Origin of the sequence: Mesorhizobium sp. M0800, from assembly GCF_040320095.1 — a bacterium.
Taxonomy (GTDB): domain Bacteria; phylum Pseudomonadota; class Alphaproteobacteria; order Rhizobiales; family Rhizobiaceae; genus Mesorhizobium.
Genome location: NZ_JAMYOZ010000063.1, coordinates 1 through 12,784, shown reverse-complemented (window position 1 = coordinate 12,784; position 12,784 = coordinate 1). Strand labels below are relative to the sequence as shown.

Here is a 12,784-nt window from a genome sequence, read left to right as displayed (position 1 = left end):
CTCGTATGCCGGCTACGACCCTGTTTTCCTGTCCATCGCCCGCTCGGCGATCGGCGGCCTGTGTGTTTTCGGCTGGTGCCGCTGGCGCGGCATTGCGCTGTTCACGCCCGACAAAACCCTCGTCGCTGGCATTCTGGCGGGTGCGCTTTTTGGTCTCGAGTTCCTGTTTCTCTACGTCGGACTCGAGCACACGACGGTTGTGCGCAATACCTTGCTGGTCAACACCATGCCGTTCTGGATGCTGGTTGGCGGTCATTTCCTGCTGGGCGAAAGCATCACGGCACGCAAGCTCGTTGGTCTTCTGCTCGCTTTCGCCGGACTGATCGCGGTGTTTTCCGATAAACTGAGCGCCAATGGCGGCGCAACATTGGGCGGCGATTTGCTCAGTCTCGGTGCCGGCATCCTGTGGGCCGTGACCAATATCGTCATCAAGCGGTCGAAGCTGGTGACGGCCAGCGCCGAAAAGCTGCTGCTCTATCAGCTGGCCGGGGCCGCCGTCGTCGGCATTTTGGTGATGCCTTTTGCCGGGCCGCCCGTCCGCAACTTTACCGTCTTGCCAACCTTGGCTCTGCTGTTCCAGGCCGTCTACATCGTCGCCTTCACCTATGTGCTGTGGTTCTGGCTGCTGCGGCGCTACCCTGCATCTGGACTGTCGAGCTTCACTTTCCTGTCGCCGGTGTTTGGTGTGCTGTGCGGCGCCGTGTTCTTGAACGAGCCGCTGACCGTTCGTATCTTCCTGGCACTCGCCCTGATCGCCGCCGGACTCATCATCGTCAACCGGCCGGTCCGAAAACAAAGTCCCGGATGAGCATGCGCGATATATTGAACGACCTCGAAGCTGGAAAGCAGCTCTCTGATCCGGACCCGGTGCGTCGCGCCCAGATCCAGATGAAGACGCCGCTGCCGAAGCGCTTCTACAAGACCGTCGCGGTAGCACCGGTCGAAGACGGTTTTGCCGTCCATCTCGATGGCAAGCCCGTCCGCACGCCGGCCAAGGCGCTGCTGGCGCTGCCGACCGAAAAGGCGGCTGCTCTAGTCGCCGAGGAATTCGCCGCACAGGAGGAGACCATCGACCCGGTGACGATGCCGGTGATGCGTTTGGTCAATACGGCAATCGATGGCGTCGCCAGTGATCCCCAGGCCGTGCTGGAGGACATCCTGCGCTTTGCCTCGTCCGATCTGCTCTGCTACCGCGCCGATGCGCCCCAAGGACTCGTCGACCGGCAGAACCAGCATTGGGATCCGGTCATCGACTGGTCGCGCAGCGCGCTCGGCGCCCGGTTCCATCTCGCCGAAGGCGTGATCCATGTCGAGCAGCCGCGCGAGACCATCGCGCTGCTTGGCCAGCATCTTGCCCAGCGTGCCGATCCGCTGCGCCTTGCCGCCATCCACGTCATGACCTCGCTGACCGGATCGGCGCTGCTGGCGCTGGCCGTCGATTTCGGCGAGCTAGACGGCGAGGCGGCTTGGGCTGCCGGCCATGTCGACGAGGACTGGCAGGCCGAGCAATGGGGCCATGATGCCGAGGCGCTCGCGCGCCGCGCGGCCCGCAAGCGCGACATGATGGCGGCAGTCGGACTGCTCGACGCTCTCAAAGGCTGACGGCACTACCTGCGATTTCGCACTGCACATTAGACCAAAGTCATAATCCCAAAGGCGGTCTGCCTCTGGGCACTGCTTTCTGTCATTTTTTGCACCGATGGCTGCACTGAGTCTGCGTTGCGAGGAAACGCGGACGATGAAGTGCCGCATCGAGGACTGACAGAATCACACGGGAGGATACGCTCATGGCAATGGCATCGACCGCCGGCAAAACAAGCCGCGGCATGACGCGCGAGGAGAAGAAGGTCATCTTTGCTTCCTCGCTCGGCACCATTTTCGAATGGTACGATTTCTATCTCTACGGTGCATTGGCGGCCGCGATCGGCACCGCATTCTTCAACTCTTATCCGGAAACAACGAGAAATATCTTCGTGCTTCTGGCGTTTGCCGCAGGCTTCATCGTTCGCCCGCTTGGTGCCCTGGTGTTCGGCCGCATCGGCGATCTCGTCGGCCGCAAGTACACATTTCTTGTCACCATCATGATCATGGGTCTGTCGACCTTCCTCGTCGGCGTGCTTCCCGGCTCCGCCAGTTGGGGCATTGCCGCGCCGATCATGCTGATTGCGCTCCGTCTGCTGCAGGGTCTGGCGCTTGGCGGCGAATATGGCGGCGCCGCGACCTACGTCGCCGAGCACGCTCCAGATGACCGCCGTGGCTTCTACACCTCATGGATCCAGACCACCGCAACGCTCGGCCTGTTCCTGTCGCTGATCGTGATTCTGATTGTGCAGAATTCCCTCAGCAAGGAAGATTTCACAGCTTGGGGCTGGCGCATTCCGTTCCTGGTTTCCGCGGTGCTGCTCGCCATCTCGGTCTGGATTCGCCTGTCACTTGCCGAGTCTCCGACCTTCCAGCGTATGAAGGCCGAGGGCAAAGGCTCCAAGGCACCCCTGTCCGAAGCCTTCGGCCAGTGGAAAAACGCCAAGATCGCATTGCTGGCACTGCTTGGCCTTACCGCTGGCCAGGCCGTGGTCTGGTACAACGGCCAGTTCTACGCGCTGTTCTTCCTGCAGAATGTGCTCAAGGTCGATCCGCAGTCGGTCAACATCATGATCGCGATCGCGCTGGCGCTTGGCACCATCTTCTTTGTCGTATTCGGCTGGCTCTCCGACAAGATCGGCCGCAAACCTATCATCATGGCGGGTTTGGCGCTGGCGATCGTCACCACCTTTCCACTGTTCAAGGCACTGACCCGCGCCGCTAATCCCACTCTAGCTACCGCGCAGGAAAATGTTCGAGCAACCGTCACCGCGGCACCGGGCGACTGCAGTTTCCAGTTCAATCTTACCGGAACATGGAAATTCACCAGCTCGTGCGATGTGGCCACGGCATTCCTTGCGAAGAGTTCCGTGCCATACGATGTGGTCACGACAGCCGCGCCCGGAACTGCTGCAACGGTCAAGATCGGCAACGAAACGGCTGAAGCCTATGACGCGGTCGCGGCTGGCGACCAGCTGAAGGCCAAGGAGACAGCCTTTGGCAAGGCAATCAATATCGCCTTACAGGATGGAGGTTATCCTCTAAAGCGTGCGGCATCGAAAGTGGCCGACCAGAAGCTCGACGCTTTTGTGGCTGCCAATCCCGAGCTTAAACTCGATGCCACCGCGATTCGTGCCGGCGAAAAAACGACCGTCCCGATAGACAAGGCAGTCGCCGACAAGATCCTGACCAAGGAAGAAGCGGCTGGCGCAACCGAGGTGACAGTCTACAACATTCCCGCGTCCGGCGCTTTTGCCATGTTCGCAGATCCGGCGCAGATCAACTGGCCGCTCACCATCGGCATCCTGTTCATCCTGGTTCTGTACGTGACCATGGTTTACGGGCCGATCGCTGCGATCCTGGTCGAGATGTTCCCGACCCGCATCCGCTACACCGGCATGTCGCTGCCTTATCATATTGGCAATGGCTGGTTTGGCGGTTTACTGCCGGTGACCGTCTTCGCGCTGAGCGCGGCTAAGGGCAACATCTATTATGGCCTCTGGTATCCGGTCGCCGTTGCAGCGATGTCGCTGATCATCGGCATGATCTTCGTCAGGGATACCCTCGGAACGGACCTGCACACCAAGCAGTAGCCGACCTGTCCCGGCTCAAAGCAAAGCCCGGCGCGAGCGATCGCGCCGGGCTTTTTCAATTTATCGAGCGCAGGGCTTAGCTCTTCCGATCCTGGTTCGCTTCCTCGATCGCTGTTTCATGATACCAGGCACTTCCGAAATCCGTGCGGTTGCGCAACGAAGCAAGTTCTGCCGCGAACTTAGCCTTTCCGCTTAAATTTGAGGCAGAAGCGCGCGCTGCCACCGGGAACATCAGGATTTTGGCCGACTGACGAGTGGAAGTGATTTCCATTGTCGGTTTCCTTTCTTCGACAGAACCTTGCCGATTCAACCTTTCCCCAACATAGGTTCAGCAATCGAAATAGGCAACATGATTACAAAAAGATCAGTACTTGCACATTATTTGTGCAAAATATGCTTGTGGATGATCCGAGCGCAGCATGACGGCGGACCAGCGATTTTGGGCGGATACAACCTCACTTTTGCCGCATCCATCGCCGGCGAGAATGGCACACGAATTGCATTTTAGTAATCCGGCAGGTCGGCTGCTGGATAGGCCGGCTCGCCCCGGCGCCATCCAGGGTTCGGTGATCAAGCAACGAGAGGCTAGAATGACGAAATACAAGCTCGAGTACATTTGGCTCGATGGATACACTCCGGTTCCCAATCTTCGCGGAAAGACGCAGGTCAAGGACTATGCCGAGTTTCCGACGCTCGACCAGCTTCCGCTGTGGGGCTTCGACGGTTCTTCGACCATGCAGGCCGAGGGCCACAGCTCCGACTGCGTTTTGAAGCCGGTCGCCGTTTATCCCGATCCCGCCCGCACCAATGGCGCTCTCGTCGTGTGCGAGGTCATGATGCCGGACGGCGTGACGCCGCATGCGTCCAACAAGCGCGCCACCATTCTCGACGACGAGGGCGCCTGGTTCGGCTTCGAGCAGGAATATTTCTTCTACAAGGACGGCCGCCCGCTCGGCTTCCCCGAGAGTGGCTATCCGGCGCCGCAAGGCCCGTACTACACCGGCGTCGGCTACAGCAATGTCGGCTCCGTCGCCAGGCAGATCGTCGAGGAGCATCTTGACCTTTGCCTTGCCGCCGGCATCAACCATGAAGGCATCAACGCCGAGGTGGCCAAAGGCCAGTGGGAATTCCAGATCTTCGGCAAGGGCTCCAAGAAGGCCGCCGACCAGATGTGGATGGCGCGCTATTTGTTGCAGCGCCTGACCGAGAAGTACGGCATCGACATCGAATATCACTGCAAGCCGCTCGGCGACACCGATTGGAACGGCTCCGGCATGCATGCCAACTTCTCGACCGCCTATATGCGCGAAGTCGGCGGCAAGGGCTATTTCGAGGCGCTGATGGCAGCCTTCGACAAAAACCTGATGGATCACATCGCCGTCTATGGGCCGGACAACGACAAGCGTTTGACCGGCAAGCACGAGACCGCGCCCTGGAACAGGTTCAGCTACGGCATCGCCGACCGCGGCGCCTCGATCCGTGTGCCGCATTCCTTTATCAATAACGGCTACAAGGGCTATCTCGAGGATCGCCGCCCGAACTCGCAGGGTGACCCCTACCAGATCGCCTCGCAGATATTGAAGACGATCGCCTCCGTCCCTACCAGCGCCGAAGTTTCGGCCGCGGCGTGAGCAACGTTCACGGCGCGGGCCTCGGGTCCGCGCCGTGACATTCTTTCCCATCGCATTACATCAAAAAACCCCGGCGTCATCTCCGCCGGGGTTTTTTCTGTTTGGCTGTAAGGATCCGGATCACACCGAATAATACATATCGTATTCGACCGGATGCGGCGTCATTTCGAAGCGCATCACCTCGGCCATCTTGAGCTCGATATAGCTGTCGATCTGGTCGTCGTCGAAGACGCCGCCGGCCTTCAGGAAGCCGCGGTCCTTGTCGAGGCTCTGCAGGGCTTCGCGCAGCGACCCGCAGACGGTCGGGATCTTCTTCAATTCCTTCGGCGGCAGGTCGTAGAGATCCTTGTCCATCGGCTGTCCCGGGTGGATCTTGTTCTTGATGCCGTCGAGGCCGGCCATCAACATGGCCGCAAAGGCGAGATAGGGGTTGGCACCAGGATCGGGGAAGCGGACCTCGACGCGCTTGGATTTCGGCGACGAGCCGAACGGAATGCGGCACGAGGCCGAGCGGTTGCGTGCCGAATAGGCGAGCAGCACCGGCGCTTCATAGCCCGGCACCAGGCGCTTGTAGGAGTTGGTCAGCGGGTTGGTGAAGGCGTTGATAGCCTTCGCATGCTTGATGATGCCACCGATGTAGAACAGGCAGCTCTCGGACAGGCCGGCATATTCGTTGCCGGCGAAAGTCGGCTTGCCTTCCTTCCAGATCGACTGGTGGACATGCATGCCCGAGCCATTGTCGCCGAACACCGGCTTCGGCATGAAAGTGGCCGTCTTCCCATAGGCATTGGCGACCTGGTGCACGACATATTTGTAGATCAGCATCTTGTCGGCGTTGCGGACCAGCGTGTCGAACTTGATGCCGAGCTCGTGCTGTGCGGCGGCCACTTCGTGGTGGTGCTTTTCGACGCGCACGCCCATCTCGGCGAGCACGGTGAGCATTTCCGAGCGCATGTCCTGCGCCGAATCGACCGGCGGCACCGGGAAATAGCCGCCCTTGATGCGCGGCCGGTGACCGAGATTGCCGGTCTCGTAGTCGGTGTCGTCATTGGACGGCAGTTCGGTGGAATCCAGCCTGAAGCCGGTGTTGTAGGGATCGGCTTTGTACTTGACGTCGTCGAACACGAAGAACTCGGCTTCAGGACCGACGAAGATCTGGTCGCCGATGCCTTCGGCCTTCATGTAGGCCTCGGCTTTTTTAGCGGTGCCGCGCGGGTCGCGATTGTAGGATTCCCCGGAGATCGGATCGAGGATGTCGCACAGGATGACCATGGTCGACTGCGCGAAGAACGGGTCCATATGCACCGTATCGGAATCCGGCATCAGCACCATGTCGGACTCGTTGATCGCCTTCCAGCCTGCGATCGAGGAACCATCGAACATGACGCCATCGGCAAACATGTCTTCCTCGACCTCGACGACATCCATCGTAACGTGCTGCAGTTTGCCCTTCGGATCGGTGAAGCGCAGATCGACGAACTTAACGTCGTTGTCCTTGATCTGCTTCATGATGTCTTTGGCTGTCGTCATGTCCCTGCTTCCCTATGTGATGACGTTTTGAACATGGCCTTTTAACGGGAAAATTCAGACGGCGTCCATGCCGGTTTCGCCGGTGCGAATGCGCACCACTTCCTCGATATTGGAGACGAAGATCTTACCGTCGCCGATGCGGCCGGTCTGGGCCGCCTTGCGGATGGCTTCGATCGCGGCTTCGACCGCATCGTCGCCGAGCACGACCTCGATTTTTACCTTCGGCAGGAAGTCGACGACATATTCGGCGCCGCGATAAAGCTCGGTATGGCCCTTCTGGCGGCCAAACCCTTTGGCCTCGGTAACGGTGATACCTTGCAGGCCGGCCTCCTGAAGCGCTTCCTTCACTTCGTCTAGCTTGAACGGCTTGATGATCGCTTCGATCTTTTTCATGTAAAAAGTGGCCTCCACTGCCAAAAAAGACGGGTTGTGAGCCCCGCTTGCGCCTCAATCAAGCACGAACTGTGCCAATTGATGGGGCGCCGAACGGCCTCACATGATTTGGATACCATGCCACGCGGGAATGTACATTCGCGTCATTCGCAGCGTTGGATGCGCCATGAATGCCGCGAGCCTACACACCGCCGGTCCTGCCGTCCGCACAAAAATTGGGCAGATCGGGTATTTCATGGGCAGCTGCGCGCCGTCGTCCCGAACGATGTACGCCGCCAAATTGCTTGGGGACCTTCGTTGTTTGCGTCGGATCAAAAACTGGACAATGCTTGGGGATGTGCATGTCGCCCGCATGAGCAATGAACTTCTGTCTCCGTCCGACATGGCCGAGGCCGACCGGCTGGCGATTGCCGCTGGTCCATTCGACGGCATCGGCCTGATGCGCAATGCCGGTGCTGCGGTTGCTGCCGTAGTACTCAAGCGCTACCCGAACGCAACGCGCGTCCACGTGCTTTGCGGCCCCGGCAACAATGGCGGCGACGGCTATGTCGTGGCGCGCATCCTTCGGGAGAGCGCCGTCGACGTTTCGGTATGGGCGTCCGGATCGCCTAAAGGAGGCAGCGATGCAGCAGTCGCTGCCTCGGAGTGTCCGGTTGAAGCTCGGCCGCTGTCGGATTTCGTTGCCGAGACGGGCTCGATCGTGGTCGATGCGCTTTACGGGGCGGGGCTGTCCAAGCCGCTTTCCGGCGACCCCGCCAAGGCGATCGACAATGTGGCGGAGTTGAATTTGCCGGTCGTCGCGGTCGACCTGCCGTCGGGCGTCTCTGGTGAGAGCGGCAATGTCCTCGGTCAGGCTTTCCGCGTCCGAATCACCGTGACCTTTGCGCGAAAAAAGCCAGGCCATCTTTTGTTGCCGGGGCGCGAGCTGTGCGGCGAAATCATGCTCGCTGATATCGGCATAAGCGACAGTGTTGTAGCGCAGCTTGAACCACGAACATTCGAGAACATTCCGGCGCTCTGGCTTGGCCGCTTTCCGGTTCCGGCCGTCGACACCCATAAGTATAAACGCGGCCATGTCGGCGTCTTTTCCGGCGGGCCGTCGGCGACGGGTGCTGCGCGGCTGTCGGCGCTTGCCGCGGCAAGGAGCGGGGCAGGGGCCGTCACCATGTTGTCGCCGGCGAACGCCATCCATGTGAACGCGGCGCATCTGACCTCGATCATGCTGCGCAAGGTAGACACTGTCGCGGATGTGGACGAATTCGTCGGCAGCCGCCGGCCATCGGCCTTCGTGCTCGGCCCGGGATTTGGCATTGGTGAGAAGACGCGCGAATTCGCCCTGGCCGTGCTGAATGGCGCCCATGGGCAGGGCGGCGGGATTGAAGGCTTGGTGCTCGACGCCGACGGCGTCACCTCGTTTCGCGACGCGCCGGATGCCCTGTTCGAAGCCGCCAGCCGGCCGAGCGCGCCGGCTCTGGTGATGACGCCGCATGACGGCGAATTCGCCAGGCTTTTTTCAGATATCGCCGAGGACAAGGACCTGTCCAAACTCGCCAAGGCACGCGCCGCAGCCGAACGGGCCAACGCCACTCTCGTCTACAAGGGTGCCGACTCGGTGATCGCGGCGCCGGACGGCCGGGCGGCGATCAACGCCAATGGCGCGCCTTGGCTGGCCACCGCCGGTTCGGGCGACGTGCTGTCGGGCATCATCGCCGCGCTGCTGGCGCAGGGCATGCCGGCCTTTGAAGCGGCCTGTGCGGCAGTCTGGATCCATGCCGAGGCCGGCAGCCGTTTCGGACCGGGGCTGATCGCCGAGGACCTGCCGCTGGCGCTGGTGCCGGTCCTGCGCGAGCTTATCGAAAGTCGCGGGATAGCTGCCGAATGAACCGCATGTTCACGCTGCTCGTTGCGATCGTCAGCGCCGTATTCATGGCGCAGGCTGCGAACGCCGAAACTCCGCTGACGATCGTCGACGACCCGGCCGTTCTCGCCGCCCTCGACAGCAACGGTTACGGGTTCGCCGGCATTTTAGGCGTCGATGGCAAGGGCGATTTGAAGACGCTTTACGACAAGGCGCCGGCCTATCACGCGATCGTCGAAACGATTGCAAGCGACGTCGCGGCATTGCGGGCCGAGATGAAGGCCGGCGGCCGGCCGCTTTACGAGGTGACCGACGGCAATGTCGGCCGCGTCATGGACATGCGCTGGCTGAGGACCGAGGCCGCACGCTTCCGCCTTGTCGGCGTGGTCAACCGGCTCGACCGGCGCGACTTCGCCGCGCTGCAAGGCGATACGAGTTGCGGCGAAGTGCGCTTCGTCTATCGCCTCGTCTACAGCTTCAAGAAGAACGGCAAGGTTCTGGCCTCGCGCCTGCCGTTCAATTTCAGTGCCGTCTACAATGCCGCGCCGGATGCCGATGGCGGTTGTGTCGGCGTCGCCGGGCGCTGGGCACCACAGCTCGACGAGAACGTCGATGCCGGCTGGCTGATCGGTGGGCCGCTGGACAGGGCGGCGCTCACCTTCAAGCAGCTCGAGCTCAATGCGCAAGTGGTGCGCTTCCCCTCCGGCCAGGAGACCGAATTCGGCGGGCAGGCTGCCTATCTCATGCGAATTTTCGGCATCGACGGAGCGGCTGCCAGCGAAAAGCCGTTGGAAAACACGCCCGATGCGGCACGCCTTGCCGAAGACGTCGCGCTGAAAGCAAGACTTGCGGACTATGTCCGCACCAGTGTCGCGGCGGTCGATCTCGGCGTCTACCAAATCCCCGATGAATTCTTGGCAAGGAAGGTCATTTCGTGGTCGACCTTCGGCAGTGCAAGGCAGGCCAACCACCCGTTCACGCCACTGTTCCAGCCCGCGGATTTCGCTGGTGTCGATTTCTCCGCGCTGAAGCTGGTGCGCACGCCGGAGGCATTGGTCGAGCGGCTGGACAACGGCGCCTGCCAGGGCTGCCATCAGGCGGGCTCGACTGCCGGCTTCCATTTCATCGGCCTTGACGACAAGACGACCTCGCCGCTCAACCACATCGAGGTTGGCATCTCGCCGCATCTCCACGCCGACATCCCGCGCCGCGTCGCCTGGCTGCGCGCGACTGCCGACGGCAAGGAACCGAACCGCTTTCGCCCGTTATCGTTCGCGCCGCCGGCGACCTGGAACGATGCCGGCGAAATCGCCTATTCGCCGGCCGAAATGGGGATGCCGTGCCTGATGCCACAGGATGCGGCCCGCTTCGGCGCGACATGGCAATGCGGCGCCGGCACCGTCTGCACGCCGCTGGTGACCGCGTCCGGCGTGCGCACCAAGCTGGCGCAATGCCTGCTGCCCAAGCACAGCGAAAGCATGTTCTCCGGCCATCCGTGCCTGACCGGCTCGATCGCCAGCAACCCGGCACAGCCTTTCAATGACCACTATACCATCACCGGTCAGTTCGCGGCGTTCGCGCCAAGCATTTCGCGCGCCGCCTACACCTGCCGACCGCCGAAGATCGGTGTGCCGGCGGGTATCGCCTATCGCGGCTGCGACGACCGGGATCGCAGCTTTGCCGCCTTCAAGACGGGCAAGCCGATGCCCAACGAGATTTGCGGGCTGGTCGGCGGCAAGAAATTCGACACCTGCGTGGCGACCAATAATTTCGACCAGTGCCTGGGCGGCGCCGTCAATCGCGGCAATCGTCCTGCCTGCTCGGCCGACCATTTCTGCCGCGAGGATTACATGTGCCAGTCGCTGCCGCCCGACATTCCCGGTATCGGCAAAGTGAAGGGCATCGGCTTCTGCTCGCCGACTTATTTTATCTTCCAGATGCGCATCGACAATCACGCCACGCCATGGTCGGGCGCTGTCCGCGCGACGAGGGGGGCCGGGTTCGGAGCGGCGGAAGCGGAATAGCCTGCGCCGACTGGGCATTAGCCGCTATAGTTTCAGGTGGATAGCTATCGATCGAGATAGTCGGCGATCTTCGATGTCCATTCGCCGTCGAAATGGCGGACATGTTCGGCGACGATCTCATCGCTCAGCAGGCTCGACAAGGCGGAAACCAGAACTGGTTCTATCTCTGGAGCCGAGCTAAATCCAAGAGCGGTCAAACGTTCGGACCAGGGCGGATGATCCGCGCTTTCGTTATCTGGCGCGTCCCAGGCCTTTTGCGCATATTCTTGCAGGATGGGAAGCCTCGACAGGTGACTGGCGGCCGCCAGAACTCTTTCAAGTGGTGGACGAGGCGGTACCATGGTGCCAAGCAGTTCACGTTTAAGCGGAATATACACTTGGTCATCGAAGAACGCACTGGCAGCACCGATCAGCAGCATGGCGCGCGCCGTTTCATATGCATTGCCGGACATCGCTGCATGACGATCTGCGTCAATTTCCGCCCGCCGCGACAACCGTATTTCTTCGCGCTCCAGCGTGCGCGACAGCGGCCCAAGCATCCAGTAGAACAGGCTGCCCGAAACGGTTTTTCCCGGTGGGGCGAAGTCGAAGATTAGATCGAAGCTCTTTTCGAGTTCGGCCAGGTTGAGCCCGCCATTTGTATCTTTATTTTTCAGATGGGCGTCCTCATGGGCCAAGATCGCCGCAAACCCCTTTTGGTCGGTCGCTGCGAGCAGCGGCAGGCCCACGGTGAGAATTGCCCTGCGACCAAGCAGGCCCAGAAACGGCCGCTCTTCACCGATACTGGCGTTGAGATCGGGGCTCAGCACGATGGTAGTCCGGCTGGCGCGGTGTTTGCCGGCAATACTCTCCCAGATGGCCCATAATTTCGGGGCTGATTCCCGAGCGATCCCCTCCACCTTGCTGGGTCGAAAACCGGCGAACAACGTCCCGATCAACAGAACGATGGCCAGCATCGCAGCTGGGATCGCAACAACGCCAGCCGCGATGACGGCGAGCGGATGCCGGTCGAGAAACCAGAACCATAAGACTATTGGGCAGAACAGCGGCAGAGCGAAAAGCAGGACGGCAAACCTGCCGAAGCGCGCTCCCATGTAGAGGATCAGGCGCGACATCAGCGCCTCACAGCGGAATGTTGTCGTGCTTCTTCCAGGGGTTTTGCATATCCTTGTTGCGCAGCATCCTGAGCGCGCGGGCGATGCGGCGGCGGGTCGAATGCGGCATGATCACCTCGTCGACATAGCCACGCTCAGCGGCAACGAAGGGGGACAGGAAGCGATCCTCGTAAGCCTTTGTGTGTGCTGCAATTTTCTCCGCGTCGCCGATGTCCTTGCGATAGATGATCTCGACCGCGCCCCTGGCCCCCATCACCGCAATCTGCGCCGTTGGCCAGGCATAGTTCATGTCACCGCGCAAATGCTTTGACGCCATGACGTCATAGGCGCCGCCATAGGCCTTTCTGGTGATGACGGTGATCTTTGGCACGGTCGCTTCGGCATAGGCGAACAGAAGCTTGGCGCCGTGCTTGATCAACCCACCATATTCCTGCGCGGTGCCCCGCGCGCAGCCCCGCACCGGGACCAATGTGGCGCCACGGGTCGCGGAGCACTAGCCGCGGTGGAATAAAAACAACTACCCGCCCCCCCGACAAAACCGCAACTCGGATTTCGCGCG

The 12,784-nt window shown here is 61.1% G+C and carries 10 protein-coding genes and 1 pseudogene; 6 read left to right on the top strand and 5 right to left on the bottom strand.

The window, feature by feature from the left end:
• The 3 genes from NKI18_RS32940 to NKI18_RS32930 form a co-directional block, all read left to right on the top strand.
• Positions 1 to 808: DMT family transporter (locus NKI18_RS32940; RefSeq protein WP_352622514.1), on the top strand; the 808-nt coding region annotated here is incomplete at its 5' end.
• A 2-nt stretch (positions 809 to 810) separates the two neighbouring features.
• Positions 811 to 1,602, top strand: coding sequence for an ATP12 family chaperone protein (locus tag NKI18_RS32935; protein WP_352622512.1), 792 nt, complete (start codon positions 811 to 813; stop codon positions 1,600 to 1,602).
• A 185-nt stretch (positions 1,603 to 1,787) separates the two neighbouring features.
• Complete coding sequence (locus NKI18_RS32930; protein WP_352622510.1) at positions 1,788 to 3,674, top strand: MFS transporter; 1,887 nt, start codon at positions 1,788 to 1,790, stop codon at positions 3,672 to 3,674.
• 76 nt (positions 3,675 to 3,750) lie between these two features.
• Here NKI18_RS32930 and NKI18_RS32925 read toward each other — a convergent pair whose 3' ends face one another.
• Positions 3,751 to 3,945 (bottom strand): DUF2735 domain-containing protein, encoded by a 195-nt coding sequence (locus tag NKI18_RS32925; RefSeq protein WP_352622508.1) that lies wholly within the window; start codon positions 3,943 to 3,945, stop codon positions 3,751 to 3,753.
• Positions 3,946 to 4,264: 319 nt separating this feature from the next.
• Between NKI18_RS32925 and NKI18_RS32920 the strand changes: the two genes are divergently transcribed.
• Positions 4,265 to 5,305 (top strand): glutamine synthetase beta-grasp domain-containing protein, encoded by a 1,041-nt coding sequence (locus NKI18_RS32920; RefSeq protein WP_352622506.1) that lies wholly within the window; start codon positions 4,265 to 4,267, stop codon positions 5,303 to 5,305.
• A gap of 120 nt (positions 5,306 to 5,425) precedes the next feature.
• Here the strand turns inward: NKI18_RS32920 and glnA are convergent, their stop codons facing one another.
• Complete coding sequence (gene glnA, locus NKI18_RS32915; protein WP_352457514.1) at positions 5,426 to 6,835, bottom strand: type I glutamate--ammonia ligase; 1,410 nt, start codon at positions 6,833 to 6,835, stop codon at positions 5,426 to 5,428.
• A gap of 54 nt (positions 6,836 to 6,889) precedes the next feature.
• Positions 6,890 to 7,228, bottom strand: coding sequence for a P-II family nitrogen regulator (locus tag NKI18_RS32910; RefSeq protein WP_019857988.1), 339 nt, complete (start codon positions 7,226 to 7,228; stop codon positions 6,890 to 6,892).
• 352 nt (positions 7,229 to 7,580) lie between these two features.
• On the opposite strand from NKI18_RS32910, the gene NKI18_RS32905 reads away from it, so the two are divergent.
• On the top strand, positions 7,581 to 9,110 hold the full coding sequence (locus tag NKI18_RS32905; RefSeq protein WP_352457513.1) for an NAD(P)H-hydrate dehydratase: 1,530 nt from the start codon (positions 7,581 to 7,583) through the stop codon (positions 9,108 to 9,110).
• Entirely contained in the window at positions 9,107 to 11,110 is a 2,004-nt protein-coding gene (locus NKI18_RS32900) for a hypothetical protein (RefSeq protein WP_352622504.1), read from the top strand. The genes NKI18_RS32905 and NKI18_RS32900 overlap by 4 nt, the downstream gene beginning before the upstream one ends.
• A gap of 44 nt (positions 11,111 to 11,154) precedes the next feature.
• On the opposite strand, the gene NKI18_RS32895 is transcribed toward NKI18_RS32900, so the two are convergent.
• Positions 11,155 to 12,225: a M48 family metallopeptidase gene (locus NKI18_RS32895; protein WP_352577837.1), complete on the bottom strand. Its 1,071-nt coding sequence runs from the start codon at positions 12,223 to 12,225 to the stop codon at positions 11,155 to 11,157.
• A 7-nt stretch (positions 12,226 to 12,232) separates the two neighbouring features.
• Positions 12,233 to 12,697 (bottom strand): annotated as a pseudogene (locus tag NKI18_RS32890) (carboxyl transferase domain-containing protein); the annotation flags it as partial.
• Positions 12,698 to 12,784 lie beyond the last annotated feature (87 nt).

Bases quoted from the DNA above. Each gene is read 5' to 3' on its own strand.
- NKI18_RS32920 (WP_352622506.1), top strand. From the start codon at position 4,265: ATGACGAAATACAAGCTCGAGTACATTTGGCTCGATGGATACACTCCG.
- glnA (WP_352457514.1), bottom strand. From the start codon at position 6,835: ATGACGACAGCCAAAGACATCATGAAGCAGATCAAGGACAACGACGTT.
- NKI18_RS32905 (WP_352457513.1), top strand. From the start codon at position 7,581: ATGAGCAATGAACTTCTGTCTCCGTCCGACATGGCCGAGGCCGACCGG.
- NKI18_RS32900 (WP_352622504.1), top strand. From the start codon at position 9,107: ATGAACCGCATGTTCACGCTGCTCGTTGCGATCGTCAGCGCCGTATTC.
- NKI18_RS32925 (WP_352622508.1), bottom strand. From the start codon at position 3,945: ATGGAAATCACTTCCACTCGTCAGTCGGCCAAAATCCTGATGTTCCCG.
- NKI18_RS32935 (WP_352622512.1), top strand. From the start codon at position 811: ATGCGCGATATATTGAACGACCTCGAAGCTGGAAAGCAGCTCTCTGAT.
- NKI18_RS32930 (WP_352622510.1), top strand. From the start codon at position 1,788: ATGGCAATGGCATCGACCGCCGGCAAAACAAGCCGCGGCATGACGCGC.
- NKI18_RS32910 (WP_019857988.1), bottom strand. From the start codon at position 7,228: ATGAAAAAGATCGAAGCGATCATCAAGCCGTTCAAGCTAGACGAAGTG.
- NKI18_RS32895 (WP_352577837.1), bottom strand. From the start codon at position 12,225: ATGTCGCGCCTGATCCTCTACATGGGAGCGCGCTTCGGCAGGTTTGCC.